The sequence below is a fragment of the uncultured Caldilinea sp. genome (assembly GCF_937128415.1).
In the GTDB taxonomy this organism is placed as follows: Bacteria; Chloroflexota; Anaerolineae; order Caldilineales; family Caldilineaceae; genus Caldilinea.
Window position 1 is genome coordinate 60,834 of the sequence record NZ_CAKZMJ010000067.1, and the last position, 18,710, is coordinate 79,543.

Below are 18,710 nucleotides of genomic sequence, written 5' to 3' on the forward strand. Positions count from 1 at the left end.
TGGAATCGCCAATGCATATCTTTTTCATTTTTCAAGATATAATGCTTCCATGGGGTTTTGCCGGAAAGCTCGCAATGCCTGCAGAGAGTCATCTGAACACACCCTCTGCACCTCCTTGGATCGTCCAATGGGGCCTGCGTCGCAAAGGAATAGGCTTCTATAGGCGGAAGTCCCTCTCGTGGCGCAGCTTACATTCTGACATAAGCGTGAAAGGAGCGTAAGTTGAGATGAGTGTCCGACAAAAACAAGACCCAAAAAATCAAGACGTGGTCGACAAAAACAGCGGCGCCACCCCCTGGCATGCGCTCTCCGTCGAAGAAGTGCGCACGATCCTCGAGACAGACCTGGAGGGTTTGAGTCCCGCCGAGGCCGAAAAGCGGCTGCAACAGTATGGCAGAAACACCTTGCCTGCGCCCAAGCCGCCCGCGCTGTGGCAGGTGATCCTGCATCAGTTCGCCAGCCCGCTGATTTACATTTTGCTTGTGGCGGGGGTGGTCTCTCTGTTTATCGGCGATCTGAAAGACGCCGCCTTCATCTTCATTGTGCTGGTGCTCAACGCTTCGATCGGCACGGTGCAGGAATGGCGTGCAGAACAGCAGGCACACGCCCTCCAGAGCATGCTGAAAATTCAGGCCAAAGTGCGCCGGGAAGGTCGCATGCTGCGGCTGCCCGCCGAAGAGGTGGTTCCCGGCGACGTCATCGTGATCGAATCGGGCGACAAAGTGCCGGCCGACCTGCGCCTGGCGCAGGTCAACAACCTGACCATCGACGAATCGTTCTTGACCGGCGAGTCGGTGGCGGTGGAAAAAGAGGTGGCCGCCACCGACGAGGACACCCCGGTCAGCGACCGCCATAATATGGCCTACGCCGGCTCAACGGTGATGACCGGCCGCGGCGTCGGCTTTGTCGTCGCCACCGGCCTGCAGACGGAGGTGGGGCGCATCGCCCAGTCGATCACGGAAACCGAGTCTGCGAAACCGCCTCTGCTCATCCGCATGGACCAGTTCGCACGACAGATCGCCATCGTTATCCTGGGCGCGTCCGCCATCCTGGGCGTGTTGATGTTGATCCGCGGCGAACCCTTCCGCGATGTGTTCTTCCTGGTCATTGCGCTGGCGGTGGCCTCAATCCCGGAAGGGCTGCCGGTGGCCCTCACCGTGGCGCTGTCGCTCTCGGCCTCGCGCATGGCCAAGCGCAACGTCATTGTGCGCAAGCTGGCGGCGGTGGAAAGCCTGGGGAGCTGCACGACGATCGCCAGCGACAAGACGGGCACGCTCACGGTCAATCAGCAGACGGTCAAAAAGATTCTGTTGCCGGACGGCGAGACGCTCATCGTGACCGGCCAGGGCTACAACGATCAGGGCGAAGTGCGCACGGCCGATGACAGGGCGCCGGATGAGAGCCTGCGCCGGCGTCTCGATGCGTTGGTGATCGCCGGCGTAGTCTGCAACGAGGCGTCGTTGATTCCCGAAGACGGCGAGTGGCGCCACGCAGGCGACGCCATGGACGTCGCCCTGCTGGCGCTGGCGTACAAATACGGATGCAACCCGGAGGAGCTGCGCAAGCGCGTGCGCATCGTAGGCGCCATTCCCTTTGAATCGGAGCGCCGCTACGCCGCAACAGCTTACCTCAACGACCAGAAGCCGTTTGTGGCGGCGAAAGGGGCTGTGGAAGCGATCCTCCCCTTCTGCAAGACGATGCGCACCGCCAATGGCGATGCGCCGCTGGATGAAGCGCAGATTCACCAACGGGCGCACGCGCTCGCCGAAGGCGGCTATCGCGTGCTCGCCGTCGCAGCAGGCGCGCTGGATGCAGCCAGGGACGACGGGCTGAAGGAGGACGATCTGCGCGACCTCACGCTCTTGGGCCTTGTAGGCTTCATCGATCCGCTGCGCCCTGAAGTGAGGCAGGCGGTCCTGGAAGCGCAGGGGGCCGGCGTGCGCGTCATCATGATCACCGGCGATCACCCCTCGACGGCGCTGGCGATTGCCCGCGAGCTGGGCATCGCCGAGGATGCGAAACAGGTGGTCACCGGCAAGGAGCTCGATCAACTCGACGCCTACGGGACGCCGAAATTCCAGGAGGCGATCAAAGATGTGCTGGTTTTCGCCCGCGTCACCCCCCAACAGAAGCTGTACATCGTCGATGCGCTGGTCAAAATGGGCGAATTCGTGGCGGTCACCGGCGACGGCGTCAACGATGCGCCTGCGCTGCGCGTCGCCCACATCGGCGTGGCGATGGGCTCCGGCACTGACATCGCCAAGGAGACGGCGCTGATCACCGTCGTCGATGACAATTTCGCTTCGATCGTGGCGGGCATCGAGGAAGGGCGCGTCGCCTACGCCAACGTGCGCAAGGTGACGCTCTTCCTCATCTCCACCGGCGCCGCCCAGGTGCTGCTGATCGGCGCCTTCGTTCTCTCGGGCGCGCCTGTGCCCCTGCTGCCTGCGCAGATTCTCTGGCTCAACCTGGTGACGAACGGCATTCAGGACGTGGCGCTCGCCTTTGAGGCCGGCGAGAAGGGCGTCATGAAAGAGCCGCCGCGTCGCCCCACGGAAGGGATCATTAACCGCAAGATGATCGAACAGGTGCTTGTCAGCAGCATCACCATGAGCGTCACCTGCTTCATCGCCTGGCTGGTGATGCTGAACAATGGCATGGACATGGAAGCCATTCGCTATCACCTGCTGACGCTGTTGGTGCTGATGCAGTTCTACTACGTCCTGAGCTGCCGCTCCGAGACGGTCTCGGCCTTCCGCGTGCCGCTGCGCAACAACCCCGTGCTCATTCTCGGCATGGCCGTTGCGTTCGCCGTCTACGTGCTGGCGACCGAGCTGCCTCTGCTGCAGGAGCTGCTGCGCACGCAATCCATGCCCTTGCAGACCTGGCTGACCTTCGGCGCGATCGCCTCCGTCATAATCTTTGCGATGGAAATTTACAAGTGGATTCAGAATCGCAGAGCGCAGACAATCTGACGCCAGAGGTGCACGTGACGCAGTCTCAGGCAACAATCTTCTTGATCCTGGCCGCCACGATCGTGCTCTTCCTTTGGGGCCGCTGGCGCCACGATGTGGTGGCGCTGGCCGCCCTGTTGGCGTGCGTCTTCACCGGCCTTGTGCCTGCGGAGGAAGCCTTCGCCGGTTTCGGCCATCCCGCCGTGATCACAGTCGCCTGTGTGCTGGTGCTCAGCCACGGGCTGCAACAGTCCGGCGCCATCGACGCGTTAACGCGGCGCCTCCTGCCTGCCGCCGCCGGGCCGATCCTGACCATGGCTCTGCTGACCTCGCTGGCCGCCCTGCTCTCGGCTTTCATGAACAACATCGGCGCGCTGGCGCTGCTGATGCCGGTGGGCATTCACGTCGCTGCGCAACACAAGCTCCCGCCCGGGCGCATGCTCATGCCTCTGGCTTTCGGCTCGATCCTGGGCGGGATGACGACGCTGATCGGCACGCCGCCCAACCTGATCGTCTCCGGCTTCCGCGCCGAAGTCAACGGCGTCAGCTACGCAATGTTCGACTTTCTGCCGGTCGGGCTGGCGGTCGCCGGCGCCGGCATCCTCTTCATCACGCTGGTCGGCTGGCGATTGGTGCCGGCGCGCAAGCGCATCGATCTGGAAGGATTTGAAACCAGCGCCTATCTCACCGAGGTGCGCGTGCCGGAAAAAAGCAAGGCGGTCGGCATGAACCTCTACGAGCTGGGTAAGTCGCTGGAAAAAGCCGACGCGCAGGTGGTCGGCTTGATCCGCAACGAGGTGGAAATCCCTGCGCCGCAGCCCAACCGAAAGCTACGCGCCGGCGACATTCTGGTGATCGAGGCCGAGCCGGAAACCCTCTCCGCCGCGCTTTCCGACCTTGATCTCAAGCTGGAAGAAGATAAACGTGAGGCGATCACCGAAGAGAACGCCAGAAAAAGCTCCAGAAAAGCAGTGCGCTCCGAGGAGATCGCTCTCGCCGAACTGGCTGTTTTGCCTAACTCGACGCTCGTCGGGCGCTCCGCCGCCGATGTCCGTCTGCGCACTCGCTACGGCGTCAACCTGCTCGCCATCTCCCGTTACGGGCGCCACTCCATCGGGCGCCTGCGCTCGACGCTGCTGGAAGCCGGCGATGTGCTCTTGCTTCAAGGTGCGCCCGCCAATATTGCGCAGCTTGCGGCGGACACCGGGTGCGTGCCGCTGGCCGAACGCGAGCTGCGCCTGCCGGACAAACGCCAGATGTTGACCGCCGTCGCCATCATGGCGGCGGCGATCGCCGGCGCCGCCTTCGGCCTGATTCCCGCGGCGGTCTCCTTCGCCGCCGGTGTGCTGGCGACCATGCTCCTGGGCGTGATCCCGTTGCGCCGCATCTACGACGCCATCGACTGGCCTGTGATCGTGCTGCTGGCGGCGCTGCTGCCGGTGGCCGGCGCCTTCGCCGCCACCGGCGCGGCCGACCTGATCGCCCGCGCCTTGATGGAGAACATTGCCCAAGGCTCCCCCGTCGTCGCTCTAGTCGTGATCCTGGTCGTCACGATGACGCTTTCGGACTTCATGAACAACGCCGCCACGGCGGCGGTCATGTGCCCCATCGCCATCGGCGCGGCGCAGCAACTGGGCGTGCGCGTCGATCCGATGTTGATGGCGGTCGCCGTGGGCGCGTCGTGCGCCTTTTTGACGCCGATCGGCCACCAGAACAACACGTTGATCCTGGGGCCGGGCGGTTTCCGCTTCGGAGACTACTGGCGGCTCGGCCTCCCGTTGGAGCTGCTGGTGATTGCGGTCGGCGCGCCTATGATCCTGCTGGTGTGGCCGCTTCACTGACCACAAGAGGGTGCGTAGTTGGGTGAAAATACAACCTCTGATTCTGGCTGCCTTGTAGGCGCAGCTACGAACTGCGCTCCCTCGGGTTTCCCAAGACCTTGCGCCCACCGAGCATGTGTGGCTGGGAGCCACACCTACGGCGTTCTCATCTCCCCCTCTCCCAGCCTTGGGAGAGGGGGCCAGGGGGTGAGGGCCTCCGTTCACCCGGAAGTCAAAGGAAGAGCTTCTCCAAATACGGCGGCGTAAAGGGCGTCGCTCCTGGCAGTTCCGGCACAGGGGCGGCGGACGGCATCGGCGCCATCGGCGCGGGGGCGGCCAGGTACGCTTTCGCCGCCTCGTATCCTTGCGCCACCATCCGACGCGCCTTGCTGAAATCAAAGAAGGACAACCCGGGATCGGTCTGCACCGGAATGTGATGCAAATCGACGGCGTCGTCGGCTTTGGCGCGGGCGATGTCCTGGATGATATTCTGCGCCAGCATCGTCGACAGCGTGCGCATGAGAATCTCAACCACGCCCTGGGCTGGGTCCAGCGTCGTTTCATTGTAGCCGGCGTTGATGGCGTAGATCGTCGTGGCGCCCCGGTCAATGGCGACGCTGACCGGCACATTGGCGACGACGCCGCCATCGACCAGTTGCGCGCCGGCGTAACTCACCGGCGGATGAACGGCCGGGATGGTGGCGCTGGCCATCACGGCGTCAAGCAGCGGCGCATCCGCCGCATCGCCGAAGACATAGAGTCGGCTGGTGCGCAGATCGGTGGCGGTGGTGTAGAGCCTGGTCTTGCATTGACCGAAGGAGACGACTCCCTGCGGCAGCGCCCGCGCCAGCAATCTGCGCATCCCGCCGCTGGTGAAGAGGCTGTTTGCCTTGCTTTTGAGTCGCCACAGAATCTCTAAAATGCTTTCAGGGTAGACCTCTTCGACTCTCGCCGAAGCCCACATCTTCTCCATGTGCTCGGTGACGGCGACCGTCGGGCCATGCGCAGCCAGCACGCTGCCGTTGAGCGCGCCCGCCGAGGTGCCCACGATCATGTCGGGAACAATGCCTGCCTCCAGCAGCGCGCGCACCGCGCCGACCTGCAGCGGCCCGCGATTGCCTGCGCCGCTCAATACGAATGCGATCATGCTCCTTCTCCTTTGTGTGTCTAGAAATGACGCAGCAAGCCCGCCTTCCAGAAAGCCTGGAGCTTCCTGAAAGGCGATTTCCCATGAATGCACCTCGATGAACGAGCGGCTGCGCTGAAGCGAATCGAAATCTCTATTCCGTCTGCGGCGCCCCGGCGATCACAACGATGTATTCGCCCTTAAGCTTACCCTGTTGTTGAACAAATGACAACAGCCCGGACAGCGGCGCCCGTTCGATGTGCTCGTAGAGCTTGGTGAGATCGTTCGCCAGCGCGGCAGGACGATCGCCGTAGACGGCCAGCGCATCTTCGAGGAAGGCCGCCAGCCGAAAGGGGCTTTCGTAGAAGATCAGGGTGTGCGGAGAATCTTTGTCGACGGCGAGAAAGCGGCGACGTTGTCCGCTCTTACGTGGAGGGAACCCCCGAAAGGTGAAACTATGCAGCGGCAAGCCGGAAAGCACCACCGCCATGATCAGCCCGCTCGGACCCGGAACCATCGTCACCGGCAGCTTTTCCTCAATGGCGCGACGCACCAACGAATAGCCGGGATCGGAGATGCCCGGCGTGCCGGCGTCGGTCACCAGCGCCACCGATGCGCCGCTCTTGAGCAGGCCGATGATGCGCTCGCCGGCGCGCGCTTCGTTGTGCTCGTGGAAGGCGATCTGCGGCTTGTGGATGTCGTAGTGTTTGAGGAGGACGCCCGTGGTGCGCGTGTCCTCGCTGGCGATGTAGTCCACGCTGCGCAGCGTCTCCAATGCCCGCAGCGTAATGTCGCCTAGATTGCCGATCGGCGTTGCAACAAGGTACAGCATCGTGACAAACTCTGTCGTGGACGCAAACGTTCAGCCTCATGGTATCATTTCCAGGTCAACGAATCCAATCCTGGAGACCTCGGAGAGATGAGGGAACTCCGGAACAATAAAACATTCCATCGCATTATGGCGACGTCTGTAGAACGTGGATGGCGAACGGCATCGGCCGGTTCTCTGCCGGAACTGGGGATTCTTCTGGTGGCGGCCCTGGCCCGCTTCTGGCGGCTCGACTATCACTCCTTTTGGTTCGACGAAGCCGTCAGCCTGGAATGGGCGCGCGCCGACGCTTCCTACATCTGGCAGAGCACGTTTCCGCTCATCAAAGACAAACACCCTCCGGGCTATTATCTTCTGCTGCATGGCTGGTGGAGTGCGCTCCAACCGATGGGGCTGGCCTACAACGAAGTCGCCCTGCGCATGTCCGGCGCGCTGCTGGGCGTCCTGACCGCGCTTGGCGTTTTGCTGCTGGTGCGCAGGGTGAGCGGTCGGACCACGGCGCTGCTCGCCGGCGCGCTGACGGCGCTCAGCCCTGCGCTCGTCTGGTACAGCCAAGAGCTGCGCATGTTTCAACCGGCGACGATGGGCGTCGTCTGGGCGGCGTGTTGCCTGGCGCACGCCTGGGGCAGCGCAAAAACCTCGGTGAGAACGGGCTGGTGGCTGGGCATGATCGCCGCCTTTACGCTCGCACTGTACAGTTACCTTTTCAGCGCATTCGCCCTGCCCGCCGCCGGCTTGACGCTGCTGGCGCTTTGGCTTGCCCCAAAGTTGAAGACAAGAGAGCGAAGAACTCAACTTTCCCAGAGCCGTCCGCGCTCCGGCGCAGCAATCGACGCTGCGCCTTCAAGGGTGGTCGCCGCTTCCGTCTCGCCAAATCGCCGTCTTCTCGAGGGCCTGCTCGCCCTGGCCATCACCGGCCTGCTCTTCCTGCCGCTGGCGCGCAACGCCTGGCTGGTCAACGAGAGCGAAGGCGCGCCGGGCTTCATGTTCATGAATTTTGCCGGCAACATGTTGCGTCAGGTGCAGGTTTTCACCTTCTGGCGCGCCCCATGGCCGGAAACGCTGATCACGGCGGCGCTCGTCTTTTTTGGGTTCCTGGCGTTGACCGGGCTGGCTGGGCCGCGGCGTGGACGCCCGGGCGAACGCGCTCGTTTGCATTTCGATCAGGCATGGCTGCTGCTCTGGCTCGGGACACCGCTCTTGATCGGCAACCTGCTGCTCGCCGTCAGCGACACCGTCTTCGCCGAAGATCGCTACTTTCTGTTTCTGGCGCCCTTCTTCCTGTGGGCTGTGGCGCGCGGCGTTGTTGTCCTCGGCGAACGCTGGCGCCCCGCTGCGTTCGGAGCCGGCGCCGCGACCGCGATGCTGCTGGCGTCGACGTTGCCGAGCCTCTGGTCGCCGGGCATGCTGCGCGAGGACTGGCGCGCGGCGGCGCAGTACATCGCCGACTATCAACAGCGCAGCCCGGGGCTGCCCGCCGCCGTCTTCGTCCATGCCGACTATACGAATATCGCGCTGCGCTGGTATCTCCAGCAAAGGGTGGACGAGGAAACGCTGCCCGTCTTCTACCCCTACACCGGCGTTCTGAGCGCCGACGACCCTGAGTCGGTTGTGGCGCCTCCCATCTTCGGCCTGATGGAGCTCGGCGTTGAAACGCTGTGGCTGGTGCAGAGCCATCTCGACGGCGTCGACGACGCGCGCGTCGTGCAGCGCTGGCTTGGCGAGCATTTTCCAATCATCACCGAACAATATCCCGCCGGCGTCCAGGTGATCGGCTACGCCCTGCGTCACCGCTATGAACAGCTTCCAACCTTGAGCGCCGCGGCGTCCTATCTCGACGCCGAGCTGACGCCCAATCTGCGTCTTGCAGCCTGCGAGGTGCTGACCCCTGCGCTTGCGGCCCGAGACGAGCGCCTGCACCCGCCGAGCGGCTGGGTGCATGTCCGTCTCTGGTGGCAGGCCACAGGCGCAGTCGATCAGGCGTACATGCCCTCGGTGCAGATGGTCGGGCCGGAGGGAGTTTGGGGAGAGCGTCTCTATCGCGAGGGGGAGCCGCTGCGGAAAGATCCACCCACCCGGTGGCCGGTCGGTTCGATCGTGCGCGATGAAGTGGACGTCAATCTCAATCCGGTGACGCCGCCCGGAGACTATCCGATCCTGGTTGGGCTACGCGACGAAGCAGGAAACGACGTCGGCGCAAGGGTGGAATGCGGCCGGGTTCGCGTCGTCCAGCGCTGAACATGAAGCCACCTCTGAAGAAGCGCAGATCAGCGTTGCCGAAGCTGCTGGGCATCCTTACTCAGCGCGCTCTCTTCGGCCTGCGAGTCGCTTTTCGAGTTCGGTGATGCGCTCGCCTTGCGCCACGATCAGCTCCGCCAGGAAGCCCACCAGGATCAACAGCACGCCGATGATGGCCAGCACGCCGGCGGCGATGAACACGGGGCGCTGCTGCGTCTCGGCGAAGACGTAGAGCAGAACCAGATAGGTGAACACCGCGGCGCTGATCGTCAGGGCAATCAGCCCCAGTCCGCCGAAGAAGCGCATCGGCGCCTCGCTGAAGGTGAGCAAAAACTTGAGCACCAGCACGTCGAGGAAGCTCTTCGGGATGCGCTCCCAGCCGAACTTGCTGCTGCCCGCCTGCCTGGGCCGGTAGACGGTGGGCACCTCGCCGAGGCGGAAGCCATTGTGCACTGCGATCATGAGCAAAAAGCGATGCCAGTCGCTGCGCAACGGCGGAAAGCTTTCCACCACCTCGCGCCGCATCGCTTTGATCCAGTTGCCGTCGTGCACATGCACGTTCGCCACTCGATCCATCACAAAGTTATAGATTTTGCTGGCCAAGACCTTGTTGTCGCGGCGGCCCTGGCGCCAACCTGCGACCACATCCAGATCATCCTGCTCCAGCTTCGTCACCAACGCCGGAATATCAAGCAGGGGGTCCGACTCCATATCCGCCGGGATCAAGATGACGATCTCGCCGCGGCTGGCGGAGAACATCGTCTGCAGGGCGGCGGTCATGCCGCGGCCGCGACGATGGGTGAAGACGCGTAAGGCGGGAAAGCGCTCTTGCAGTTTCGCCAACACCTCGCCGGTGCGGTCGGTGCTGCCGTCGTTGACGACCAGCACTTCGCCGCTGCATCCCATCTGCGCAAACGCCTGGAAAGAACGTTCGACGACCGCAGCGATCGTCGCCTCTTCATTTCTCGCCGGCACGACGATCGACAAGTAGGGTCGCACCTTTTCCGACGCCTGGGCCTCTGAAGATTCAAGAGGCAAAACTTCCTGAAGACCTGACATGGTTCACGCCCACAAAGACCCTTCTCTGGCTTCGATGCAGTCGACACTGCATCGGCGCTGTTGCAGCGAAAAACTTGTGCTGATTGTACTTCAGATGCAAGAGGAGAGCCAAAGGGGCTACGGCTGTTGGCGCAAAAGCGCCAGCTCATAATCGCGGCGAGCGTTGTACAGCTGACGGTTGATTCGATTCAGCTCCGCCAGCAACTCTGCACGCTCTCCGTTGCTGCTGCCGGCCAGCGCCTGCTGCAGCGATGCATGTTCCCGCTGAATACGCTCGATTTCCACCTGATAATAAAGAGGCTCGCGCCTGTAGCCGATCTGCAGCAACGGCTCGATGCTTTCGTCCGCCAACAACGTCTCGTTCATATGCGCGAGGCGCTCGCGCTCGTCATGCAGCCAGCGTCGTAGATATTCATTGCCGATGGAGAGTTGATTGAAGAGCCGCCGGACATGGCCAAGCTTTTCCAGCCCCCAGAGAAAGGTGCGAATACGCTGCGGAGATTCATCGGCGAGCTGAGCCAGCAGATCGGCCTCGCTCGTCAACGCGCGCTCCCCCACGGCCAACAGGATGCGCCGCTCCAGCAAGGTCAGCTGCTGAAAATCGATCAAGAAGAAGCCGGCCAGCAGGTGATCGGGATTCAGGTCCTCGTCGGTGGGTGGGCGCAGGTAGCCCTGGCCGTTGCGGTCTTCCTCATAAAGCCGCTGGCAAAGATACTGGATCAAGTAAGGATGACGATTGGTGTGGAGCAGGATCTCATCGCGCACGGCGGGATCGACGTGGACCTGGACGGCGCTCTGCCGCTGTTCGATCAATTCGACGGCGGAATCCGGATCGAGGCTCCAGAGATTGACCATATTGAAACCGAAGAGGAAGGGGCTGGTCGGCCAATCTGCGGTCAACTCATTGAGCTGCACCAGCAGCTTTGTCGAAGCCAGGATCGTCTTCAACGAAGGGTCTTGCAGCGTGCGGCGAAGGCGCGCAAGCCACGCCGCCTCCTTTTGCGCAATCGCGATCAAGGCCTCGGCTTCGTCGATCAACAGCAACAACCGTTTGCCCCTCGCCGCCAACATGCGGGTCAGCCGACGCAAAATGAGCAATGCGTCCAGCCCTTCCAGCTCTGCGACTTGAACGCCGGCTGCAGCGAAACGATCGCCGGCGTCTTCAATCGAAAGGTAGAGTTCGCTTAAGAGGTCGCCGCTGGTCTCGCATCCCTGCATGTCCCAGAAAAGGGGAATAAACTCCCCACTGCCGTCTTCGGTCAGCTGCTCAATCTGGCGCAGCAAGGAAGTCTTTCCGATGCGTCGCGCGCCGACCGCCCACAGCGCCGTATCCGGCGTATGCAGCAGATATGCGATCAGTCGATGGCGCCCATAGTGATTTGGGCCGCAGACCCATCTTCCAACGACGTAAGGAATGCGCATGGATGGTCAATCACCTCCTGGTGCTTGCGATTGAACCTCGCCTGCGGATATCGTTGCTGCCAATGCAGCAGCGCCGATTCCGGGCGATTCGACGCCGGGTTGGCCGTTTAACTGGATGATCGCATGGGCCGCCAAGGCATCCTCCTTTGTGATGCGGCGCCTCTTATGACGCAACATCTCGTTAACCGCCTCCAGGCCATATTGTTGCAGGCGGAAAGGTCGCCCTTCACATTGCTCGAGAATGAAATCAAGCGCATCCGGCTCATAGATGTAATAGCCGCGCACCGGTTCCACCAACAGCTGAATCGACTCTTGCCGTGTGAACGGCTGCATGGCGATCTCGTTGAACAGGTTGAACCAGGGACTCTCGATGCGCTCCCATTCCTTGCTGATTTCGATGCCGGCGACTACAGCGCCCAGGGATGCGGCGAATTCGCGCATGAAGATGCGGCGCAACTGCTGCTGCGTCAAGTGATTGAAATGATTGAGAGTGTCCATTTCATCCATCAACAGAATCAGCCGTAGCCGCTTTCCGGGGTGATGAAGGGCGCCATGCGCTTCCAAGATCTCAATCACTTGACGCAGGTCGCGGCTGAAATCTCGATCGTCGTACTCCTCGGCGGGCAGTGTGTGATAGGTCAAAGCGTTCAGTTTTGTCCGATGGGCGGGATCGAGATCGTCGAGTTTCTCGACTGCATGCGCGATTTCTTCCATCAAGAAATGAAAGAAGGTCGCTTCGGTTGTGCCTTCCAGGTCCATATAAAGCGCCACGAACCAGTAGTCCGGATCGTCAAGCGAACGCAATGCGTTGGCAAGCTGATAGAGCAGCGTCGTCTTGCCGATGCGTCGCTCGCCGTGAATCATGATGCTATTGTTGTGCAGCGTCGAGACAATGCGCTGCAGGAGTTCGTGTCGTCCAAAAAACATCTCTGTGCGGCGAATCGGCTCGCCGCTGATATACGGGTTATAGCCGCGCGCAATCGCCTCGTTGACGCGGCGGCGATGCTGAAAGATTTCGACGCTCACATACCCAAAGCCGACGAGCGCCATGGCGCCGAACAAAATCAGCAGCTGGAGGATCCGGACCTCGACGCTGCCGAGCAGCGGAAGCTTAACGTAGCTTGGCGCAGGAGCAATCGCAACAGACATCGTATACACGGGCGAATAGTTGAGCGCCTGATCGCGCACCTTATACTCCAGCGTGTAATGACCCGGCGCAGCAAAGAGAACCGGATGACTCCTTGCGTTTGGCGGCAAAGGCTGCCAATCCGTCGCTGCGGTTTCACTTACGATGCGCGTAAACACCTGCAGCTTGACCGGATGCGTCTGAAGGTCGCCATAGGTGAAGAGAACTTCCAACGGCGTTTCGGCCAATGCGCGCCAGCGTCCCTCGCGCGGCTCGAAGTCAGCGCCGCGCACCTGATTCAAGGTCATCCAGGGTTTGCCATGTTCGGGCATGTAATAGAAAAGACCTCGATCGCCGCCAAACCAGTAGGCGCCATCGTCGCTGCGCACTATGGTTCGCACAGCGCCGGGTTGAATTCCATCATGAGAATCGAAGCGCACAACGCCGTCGGCGTCCAGACGAGAAAGCCCCCCTCTCCTCCAACCCAGATGGAGCCGGTGGAAGGGTCCGACAACAGGGTCAAAATGCGCTCATCGCCGAACTTCCAGCCGTGCTTGATGCTTTCCCACCCCGTATCCAGGTGACGATACAGGCCCCGGCCCTTAAAAGCGGCGAGCATCGCCCCTGGAGGGTGCGCCTCCGTCCGGAGCGCAGTGACGACCGCTTCGCCCGGCAGGTTGTCGCCTGCCGTTTCGATCAGCTGCCACTGTCCATCGAGCTGGCGCCGCCAGATTTCGCCCGTTGCGCTCGCCGCCCACAGTCGGTCAGTCGAATCCAGTTCGATCTTGACAATCGGGCTTTGAGACGTCGGGCTTTCCATCGACAACTCCTGATCGACGAAGCGGTAGCGCCATAAACCGTTTGCCGCCACAATCCACAGCCCCAGCGAGTCGGCCTTCAGATCGCTCCCGGGCGAGAAGGTTAAATTGCGCAGCGCAGAAGGCTGTCTCCATCCTTGCGCCTCGAAATAAGTCACCCCGCGGTTCGTAGCCGCCCAGATTCGCCCGTAGTCGTCTTCCTCCAGTGCGTACACGATGTTTCCCGGCGCGCCGCTGCCATCGGGAAGGTATTGCACCGGTTGCGCGTAGCGCGCCGGACGCATCTGAACGCCTTCGCCATCCGTCGCCACCCACATGCGCCCGCTCTGATCCAGCAGGACGTCATAGACCGGCAACGCCTCGAAACGCTCGTCGATGTCTTGAAAAGACCAGGGCTGATACCGGAAAACACCCACCGCCGTCGCAAACCAGACAGAGCCATCCTGATCAATGGCAATATCGCGCACGTTGTTGGCGGTCAAGCCGCCCTGCGCCTGGCCTCCCCAGCTGCGCATGCTGACGATCGTTCGCCCTGACAGCCGATATTGCGCTGCGCCGCCGCCGCTTGACGCAATCCAGACGCTTTCAAAGGGCACGCCCCGAATCGCCGTAATTTCGCCCGAGTCGTCGCCAAAGGGGGAAGGATAGCTGACGGTTTCTGCGTTGGCGGCGAAATATTCGCCGATGACGGAGGAAGTGGCAAACCAGACGTTGTCGGCGGACTCGAGCCAGATCGCCGTGTAGGGGCCGCTGAGGATGGCGCCGGCGTCATCTCTGGGCTGATGGCGCTCGCGCAGCGTCAAGTCTGTGGAGAAACGCCAAAGCGCATCCTGCCCTGCCACCCAGACGACGCCGTCGCGCGCAGCGACGGCGCGCACCGGCGCATCGCCCAGCTCAGGGATGTGCTGCACCAATCCATTGTACAGATGAAACAGTCCGGAGTCGGCGCCGATCCACAAAGCGTCATTGCTGGCGGCGATGGCATGAATGGGCGTTCTCAGCATCCGCATCATCACCCAGCCGACGCCCTCCTGCCAGCGCGCCAGCAGGCCGGTTTCTGTGCCCGCCCACAGCGCTCCGGTTGCGTCATCGACCGCCAGCGCCGTCACACGGCCCAAAGGCTTAGGGTCAAGGCCGGTGTTCTGGGCAGGCGCTACGCTGGTGAATGACTGCCAAACGCCGTTATAGCGATTGACGCCGTTCGAGGCGCCCACCCAGATCGTCCCCTCATGAAGCGCGAGGGCGAAGGTGTTGCTCGAGCTCAAGCCGTCGGACGGGCGAAAGACCACCCACTGACGGTCGGAGACAGATTGCGCTGTGACAGAGGAGGGGAAAACGAGAAAAGAGACAACCAGCAGCAGAGCACAAACGGGCAGAGCGCAGCGAGTTCGTCTAAACAGCGCGATGGGAAAACAATAAGCACGATGACAGCGATGAAGCAGCGATGAGCGTTGCATACCTCAGCTGCTGACTCACCCGAAAACCAACGCCAAACTCTCCGCACAGAGTATGCGTCGCGGGACGAACCAACAGACCGCGTGTGTTTGGATTGTCAAGCGCCGTTATTCGGAATCCTGGATTCCGTCGTGGCGTTCAGCCAGCTTTAACAACTCCTGTCGAATAATCATGCGAAAACCTACAAACAAAGTTTCTTATATTGACATATTCTAGCAACAGCTCTAATTATTGTCAATGCCCTTTGCGCCAACTAAATGTCCCAGAGGGCCAAAATGGAAAAATTTCAATCATTTCTCCGAGCCTTCCGTAGGAAAGTCACGGCAAAATGCTCAGGCCGAACTTGAAGTTCTTATGTTTTGCGTCATATATTTGCAACAAATGTTGTATTCAACCTCCCGCATTCACATGTGACCTCTGACGCTTTTGCGCCTTTATAATTTGATGTTGAAACGGTGAGAAGCTTCGGTCTGCACACGAAGCTTCTCATCATTCCTGGGCGCCTTGCGTCTTTGATGCAATCAATGAAGCTTTGTAAGGTACTGATCTCAGGAGGTCACTCATGAAAACGTTGCCTCGCTTCGTGCAAGCCCGCTCTCCTACGTGCAGTCGTTCGTCGTGCTCGTTCTGGATGCAATTATCGAAGAGATTATGTCATTCGGTGTTGTCGTTGGCTTTGGTTTTCGGTCTTCTCCTGCAGCCCTCAGGGTTGGGCCGCGTTGAAGCAGGAGCGACCGGCCCCGCATCTGTGCGCTTCACAGCAGAGGGTGGATGCTATGGCGTATACCACATCGTCAAACCGGGGCAGACGCTGTACTCCATCGCCGCTTTGTACGGCACAACCGCATACCGGATCGCTTTATGCAACCGGTTGTCCGCCTATACGGTGTACGTAGGCCAGTCCATCCTGGTGCCGATCTACTGGCCAGCGCGGGGCAGGTGAAGACGACAGCTTTATGGGATGGATGAGTGCAGCGTCCATCCCATAGGCGCAGAGTCCTGGCCGCTGCAAGGCGCAATGGTGAGCGATCGCAGCCCCACGTACACCTCCGGGGCGTCGATCGGAGCGCCGAGCGCCACCGTCGCCGGGCGGATCAGGGACACTGCTTCCAGAGCGGCGCCAGGCGCAGCGCCCTTAACGCCGATGAAAGCGTGGCTCCACCGGAAATGGTTGCGCAGGTCCATCGCCACCCCCAGGCTGCGCAACGCCTCCACCGCTTCTCCGCTTAGCTTGAGGCTGGCTTCGTCGTTGACGGCTCCCAAAATCACCGCACCGGTCGGCCAACGGTCGATCCAGGCGACCAGTTCGGCGGCGGCTCGTTCGTCGCCAGATGTATCGAAGACGGCGCTGTCGAGCACAGTTCCTTGCGCGTCCAGCGCAACAAGGTTGTAGCCGCGTTCATCGCGGGCGACATTGCGGCCATCCACGAAAATCTGGGCAAAGTCGCCAACCTCCTCGCCTGCGCTGCGCACGACGATCCAGCGCTCGGCGGGAAGCGCAGCGTCGGTCTCGCCGACGCGCCATACGCCAGACGCCGGTTGGCGAATCGCTCGACTCGCCGGAATCGGATCGCCTTCGATGCGCAGCTCGATGCGGTCCATCGGCTGATCGGCGAGGCCGGCCGGAATGATTGCGCCTACCGCCCCTTCGGCAAGTGGACGCATCGCCACCTCGCGGCCGTTCACCTGCATGGCGGCGACGCGGGCCGGCCCTCGCCACTCGATGCGCAGCTCGGAGCAGGCCGTCGGCAGATCGAAGAGCAGTGCAGGATTGCGTCGCGTGGCGTAGCGAAAACCATCCTCCGTCGGCAGCGCAGCCCAGCCTTCGCCCAGGTGGAGCGCGGCGTCTTCGTCGGCCAGTGCAAATGTGCGAATTCCCGACGCTTCATCCCCCGCAAGCGCGTAGCGCACGATGCGCGTGGAGACGCTGGAGCCATCCTCGCCATGCCAGCGATCCACTTCCACAAGGGGCAACGTTTCCTGAATAAAGCGCAGCAACTGAGGCGTCGCCTTGTCTTCATGCACCACTACGTATCGCACGCCGAGATCGCGCAGAATCTGTGCGGCGCGGGGCCGGTAGTCGGCGATGAGAGCGTCCAGTTGTGGGTCGAGCGCAGCGCCGATGTGAGGACGGTCGGCGTTCATCAGGGCGATCAGCTCGCCGAGCAAGGGCGCTTCGGTGAAATATTGGAATTTGTAGAGCGGATTGCGACTGGTGTTGCCGCCGAGCCGACGCTTGCCGTGCTCGGTCTGCCACCATTGCTGCATCATGATGAGAATGTCAGAGCGCCCCAGCACGCGCGCGCCGTTGCGCCAGCCGGTCGGCAGCTCCAGGATGGCGAAGTCGCCCGGCTCCTGGGCCAGGCGCCGGTGGATGGGCGGCGTGCGCAGATCGTTCAAAGGCAACGGCGTCGACAGATGCTCCAGGAGAAAGGCTCCGATGACCACAAATGTGAGGAAGAGGAGCAAAGCGTTGGAACGAACGATGGGGAGGCCATGCACGCCTGCAGCCTGAGGGCGAGACTCTCCAGGCTGTGCTCTGTTTGCGCTCAATTTGTTCAGCAGCCACGCAAAGCCGGCGGCGCTCAAAACCGCCGTCGCCGTCAACAACATCACGCTGTAGCGGCTAGGATAGCGGTTGCCGCTGAAAAACGGGAGGTGGCTGACCACGCTGAATGGGCCGGGCAGGCCGGTGTCATGCCCGCTCCAGCGCAGCGTCGGCCCCAGCGTCAGCGCAAAGAAGAGCAGCCAGGCTACGCCCCACAGCCAGGCCGACATCCGCGTGGCGCGACGGCGCGCCAGCGTCCAAAGTCCCAACGCCGAGAGCGCCATGGCCGTGTAGCCCAGGAAAATATGCTGGCCTTTATCGTTAGGGAAAGGCAAAGTTGCGGCGAAAGCTCCCCACAGCGGATGGAGCCGGGTGGGGTGCAGGTAGCCGGCCAGGTCGGCGCTGAAGACGTCGGCGAAGCCGCCGCCGCTTGCGAAGAAGTCGCCCTCGCGCAGGAGATCGGGGATCATCGCCCACAGCAGCGGGGCCATGCCGACCAGGGAGAGAACGCCGAACAAGGCATAGGGCCCTAGCCAATGGAGCCAGGCGCAGCGAGCGCGCGGGCGCGCCACCAGGACCTGCCAGATGAAAAGCAATGCTATAAAAATGAGCAAGAACGAGGCGTAGGTCAGCTCCGCCCAAAGCTGAAAGGTGAAAAAGAGCGCCGCCAAAGCGGCCGCCCGCATGCGTTTGCGCAGCGCCTCGGAGTTCCCGACTTCCTCGGGTCGAGCCATGCGCAGGAGATAGAGCGCGGCGAAGGGGATCCACTGGCTGCTGGCGATGTTAAATTGGCCCAGGCTGGCGTAAAACAGCTTGGCGGAGGCGAAAGCGTAGATGACCCCGGCCAACAGCGCCGCCATCCACCCGATAGAAGCGCACCCGATAGAAGCGGATGCAGCTGATGCAAACAACTGCTTCCTCTGATCGAGCACAAGCAAAAACGCTCCGAAGGCGCTCAAGACAAAGGATGCAAGCAGCAGAAGGTTGTTCGCAACGACCAAGGAAACGCCAAGCTGCCAAGGAACGCTGAGCAGGCCGTTGAGGGGGGTCAACGTATAGAAGGCAAGGTTGATCTGGATGGGGTGGAACATCCAGTCTACATGAAAAATGTCTGGGTTGGCCTGCACCACCATCCGCTCCTTGACCCACCAGAGGTTCCAGGCCAGCGCAGGATCGTCGATGCCGTCGCCGGCGGTGTGCGTGGTGAAATGCGCAGCCAGCGGCCAGGTCAACAGCAGCGCCAGAAGGGTGTAGAAGCCGAGGACGCCAAGCCAGCGCAGGCCAGGGCGCAGGGAACGGTGAAGATGCATCGGCG

The 18,710-nt window shown here is 61.9% G+C and carries 11 protein-coding genes; 4 read left to right on the plus strand and 7 right to left on the minus strand.

The window, feature by feature from the left end:
- Positions 1 to 227 precede the first annotated feature (227 nt).
- Together Q0367_RS11880 and Q0367_RS11885 are read left to right on the plus strand one after the other, a co-directional pair.
- On the plus strand, positions 228 to 2,975 hold the full coding sequence (locus Q0367_RS11880) for an HAD-IC family P-type ATPase (protein ID WP_298982452.1): 2,748 nt from the start codon (positions 228 to 230) through the stop codon (positions 2,973 to 2,975).
- Positions 2,976 to 2,989: 14 nt separating this feature from the next.
- Positions 2,990 to 4,795 carry an SLC13 family permease gene (locus tag Q0367_RS11885; RefSeq protein WP_363325863.1) on the plus strand — a complete coding sequence of 602 codons (1,806 nt, stop codon included), beginning with the start codon at positions 2,990 to 2,992 and terminating at the stop codon, positions 4,793 to 4,795.
- A gap of 211 nt (positions 4,796 to 5,006) precedes the next feature.
- Here the strand turns inward: Q0367_RS11885 and Q0367_RS11890 are convergent, their stop codons facing one another.
- Together Q0367_RS11890 and rsmI are read right to left on the minus strand one after the other, a co-directional pair.
- On the minus strand, positions 5,007 to 5,921 hold the full coding sequence (locus tag Q0367_RS11890; protein WP_297640741.1) for a patatin-like phospholipase family protein: 915 nt from the start codon (positions 5,919 to 5,921) through the stop codon (positions 5,007 to 5,009).
- A 133-nt stretch (positions 5,922 to 6,054) separates the two neighbouring features.
- The gene (gene rsmI, locus Q0367_RS11895; protein ID WP_297640739.1) at positions 6,055 to 6,732 is read right to left on the minus strand and encodes a 16S rRNA (cytidine(1402)-2'-O)-methyltransferase; all 678 of its coding nucleotides are present in this window, start codon (positions 6,730 to 6,732) and stop codon (positions 6,055 to 6,057) included.
- Between the two features lie 126 nt (positions 6,733 to 6,858).
- Here rsmI and Q0367_RS11900 point away from each other — a divergent pair, with 126 nt between their 5' ends.
- Positions 6,859 to 8,967: a glycosyltransferase family 39 protein gene (locus Q0367_RS11900; RefSeq protein WP_298982456.1), complete on the plus strand. Its 2,109-nt coding sequence runs from the start codon at positions 6,859 to 6,861 to the stop codon at positions 8,965 to 8,967.
- 57 nt (positions 8,968 to 9,024) lie between these two features.
- On the opposite strand, the gene Q0367_RS11905 is transcribed toward Q0367_RS11900, so the two are convergent.
- The 4 genes from Q0367_RS11905 to Q0367_RS11920 all read right to left on the minus strand — a co-directional run bounded on the left by Q0367_RS11905 (position 9,025) and on the right by Q0367_RS11920 (position 14,606).
- Positions 9,025 to 9,966, minus strand: a complete 942-nt coding sequence (locus tag Q0367_RS11905) for a glycosyltransferase (RefSeq protein ID WP_298982458.1) — start codon at positions 9,964 to 9,966, stop codon at positions 9,025 to 9,027.
- Between the two features lie 177 nt (positions 9,967 to 10,143).
- The gene (locus Q0367_RS11910) at positions 10,144 to 11,448 is read right to left on the minus strand and encodes an AAA family ATPase (RefSeq protein ID WP_298982460.1); all 1,305 of its coding nucleotides are present in this window, start codon (positions 11,446 to 11,448) and stop codon (positions 10,144 to 10,146) included.
- A 6-nt stretch (positions 11,449 to 11,454) separates the two neighbouring features.
- Positions 11,455 to 12,975 (minus strand): AAA family ATPase, encoded by a 1,521-nt coding sequence (locus Q0367_RS11915; RefSeq protein WP_298982462.1) that lies wholly within the window; start codon positions 12,973 to 12,975, stop codon positions 11,455 to 11,457.
- A complete protein-coding gene (locus tag Q0367_RS11920; protein ID WP_298982464.1) occupies positions 12,963 to 14,606 on the minus strand; it encodes a two-component regulator propeller domain-containing protein in 1,644 nt (547 codons plus the stop codon). The genes Q0367_RS11915 and Q0367_RS11920 overlap by 13 nt, the downstream gene beginning before the upstream one ends.
- Positions 14,607 to 15,478: 872 nt before the next feature.
- On the opposite strand from Q0367_RS11920, the gene Q0367_RS21105 reads away from it, so the two are divergent.
- Positions 15,479 to 15,790, plus strand: coding sequence for a LysM peptidoglycan-binding domain-containing protein (locus Q0367_RS21105; RefSeq protein ID WP_363325864.1), 312 nt, complete (start codon positions 15,479 to 15,481; stop codon positions 15,788 to 15,790).
- An 11-nt stretch (positions 15,791 to 15,801) separates the two neighbouring features.
- Here the strand turns inward: Q0367_RS21105 and Q0367_RS11925 are convergent, their stop codons facing one another.
- Positions 15,802 to 18,705: an interleukin-like EMT inducer domain-containing protein gene (locus Q0367_RS11925; RefSeq protein WP_298982466.1), complete on the minus strand. Its 2,904-nt coding sequence runs from the start codon at positions 18,703 to 18,705 to the stop codon at positions 15,802 to 15,804.
- Positions 18,706 to 18,710: the final 5 nt, after the last annotated feature.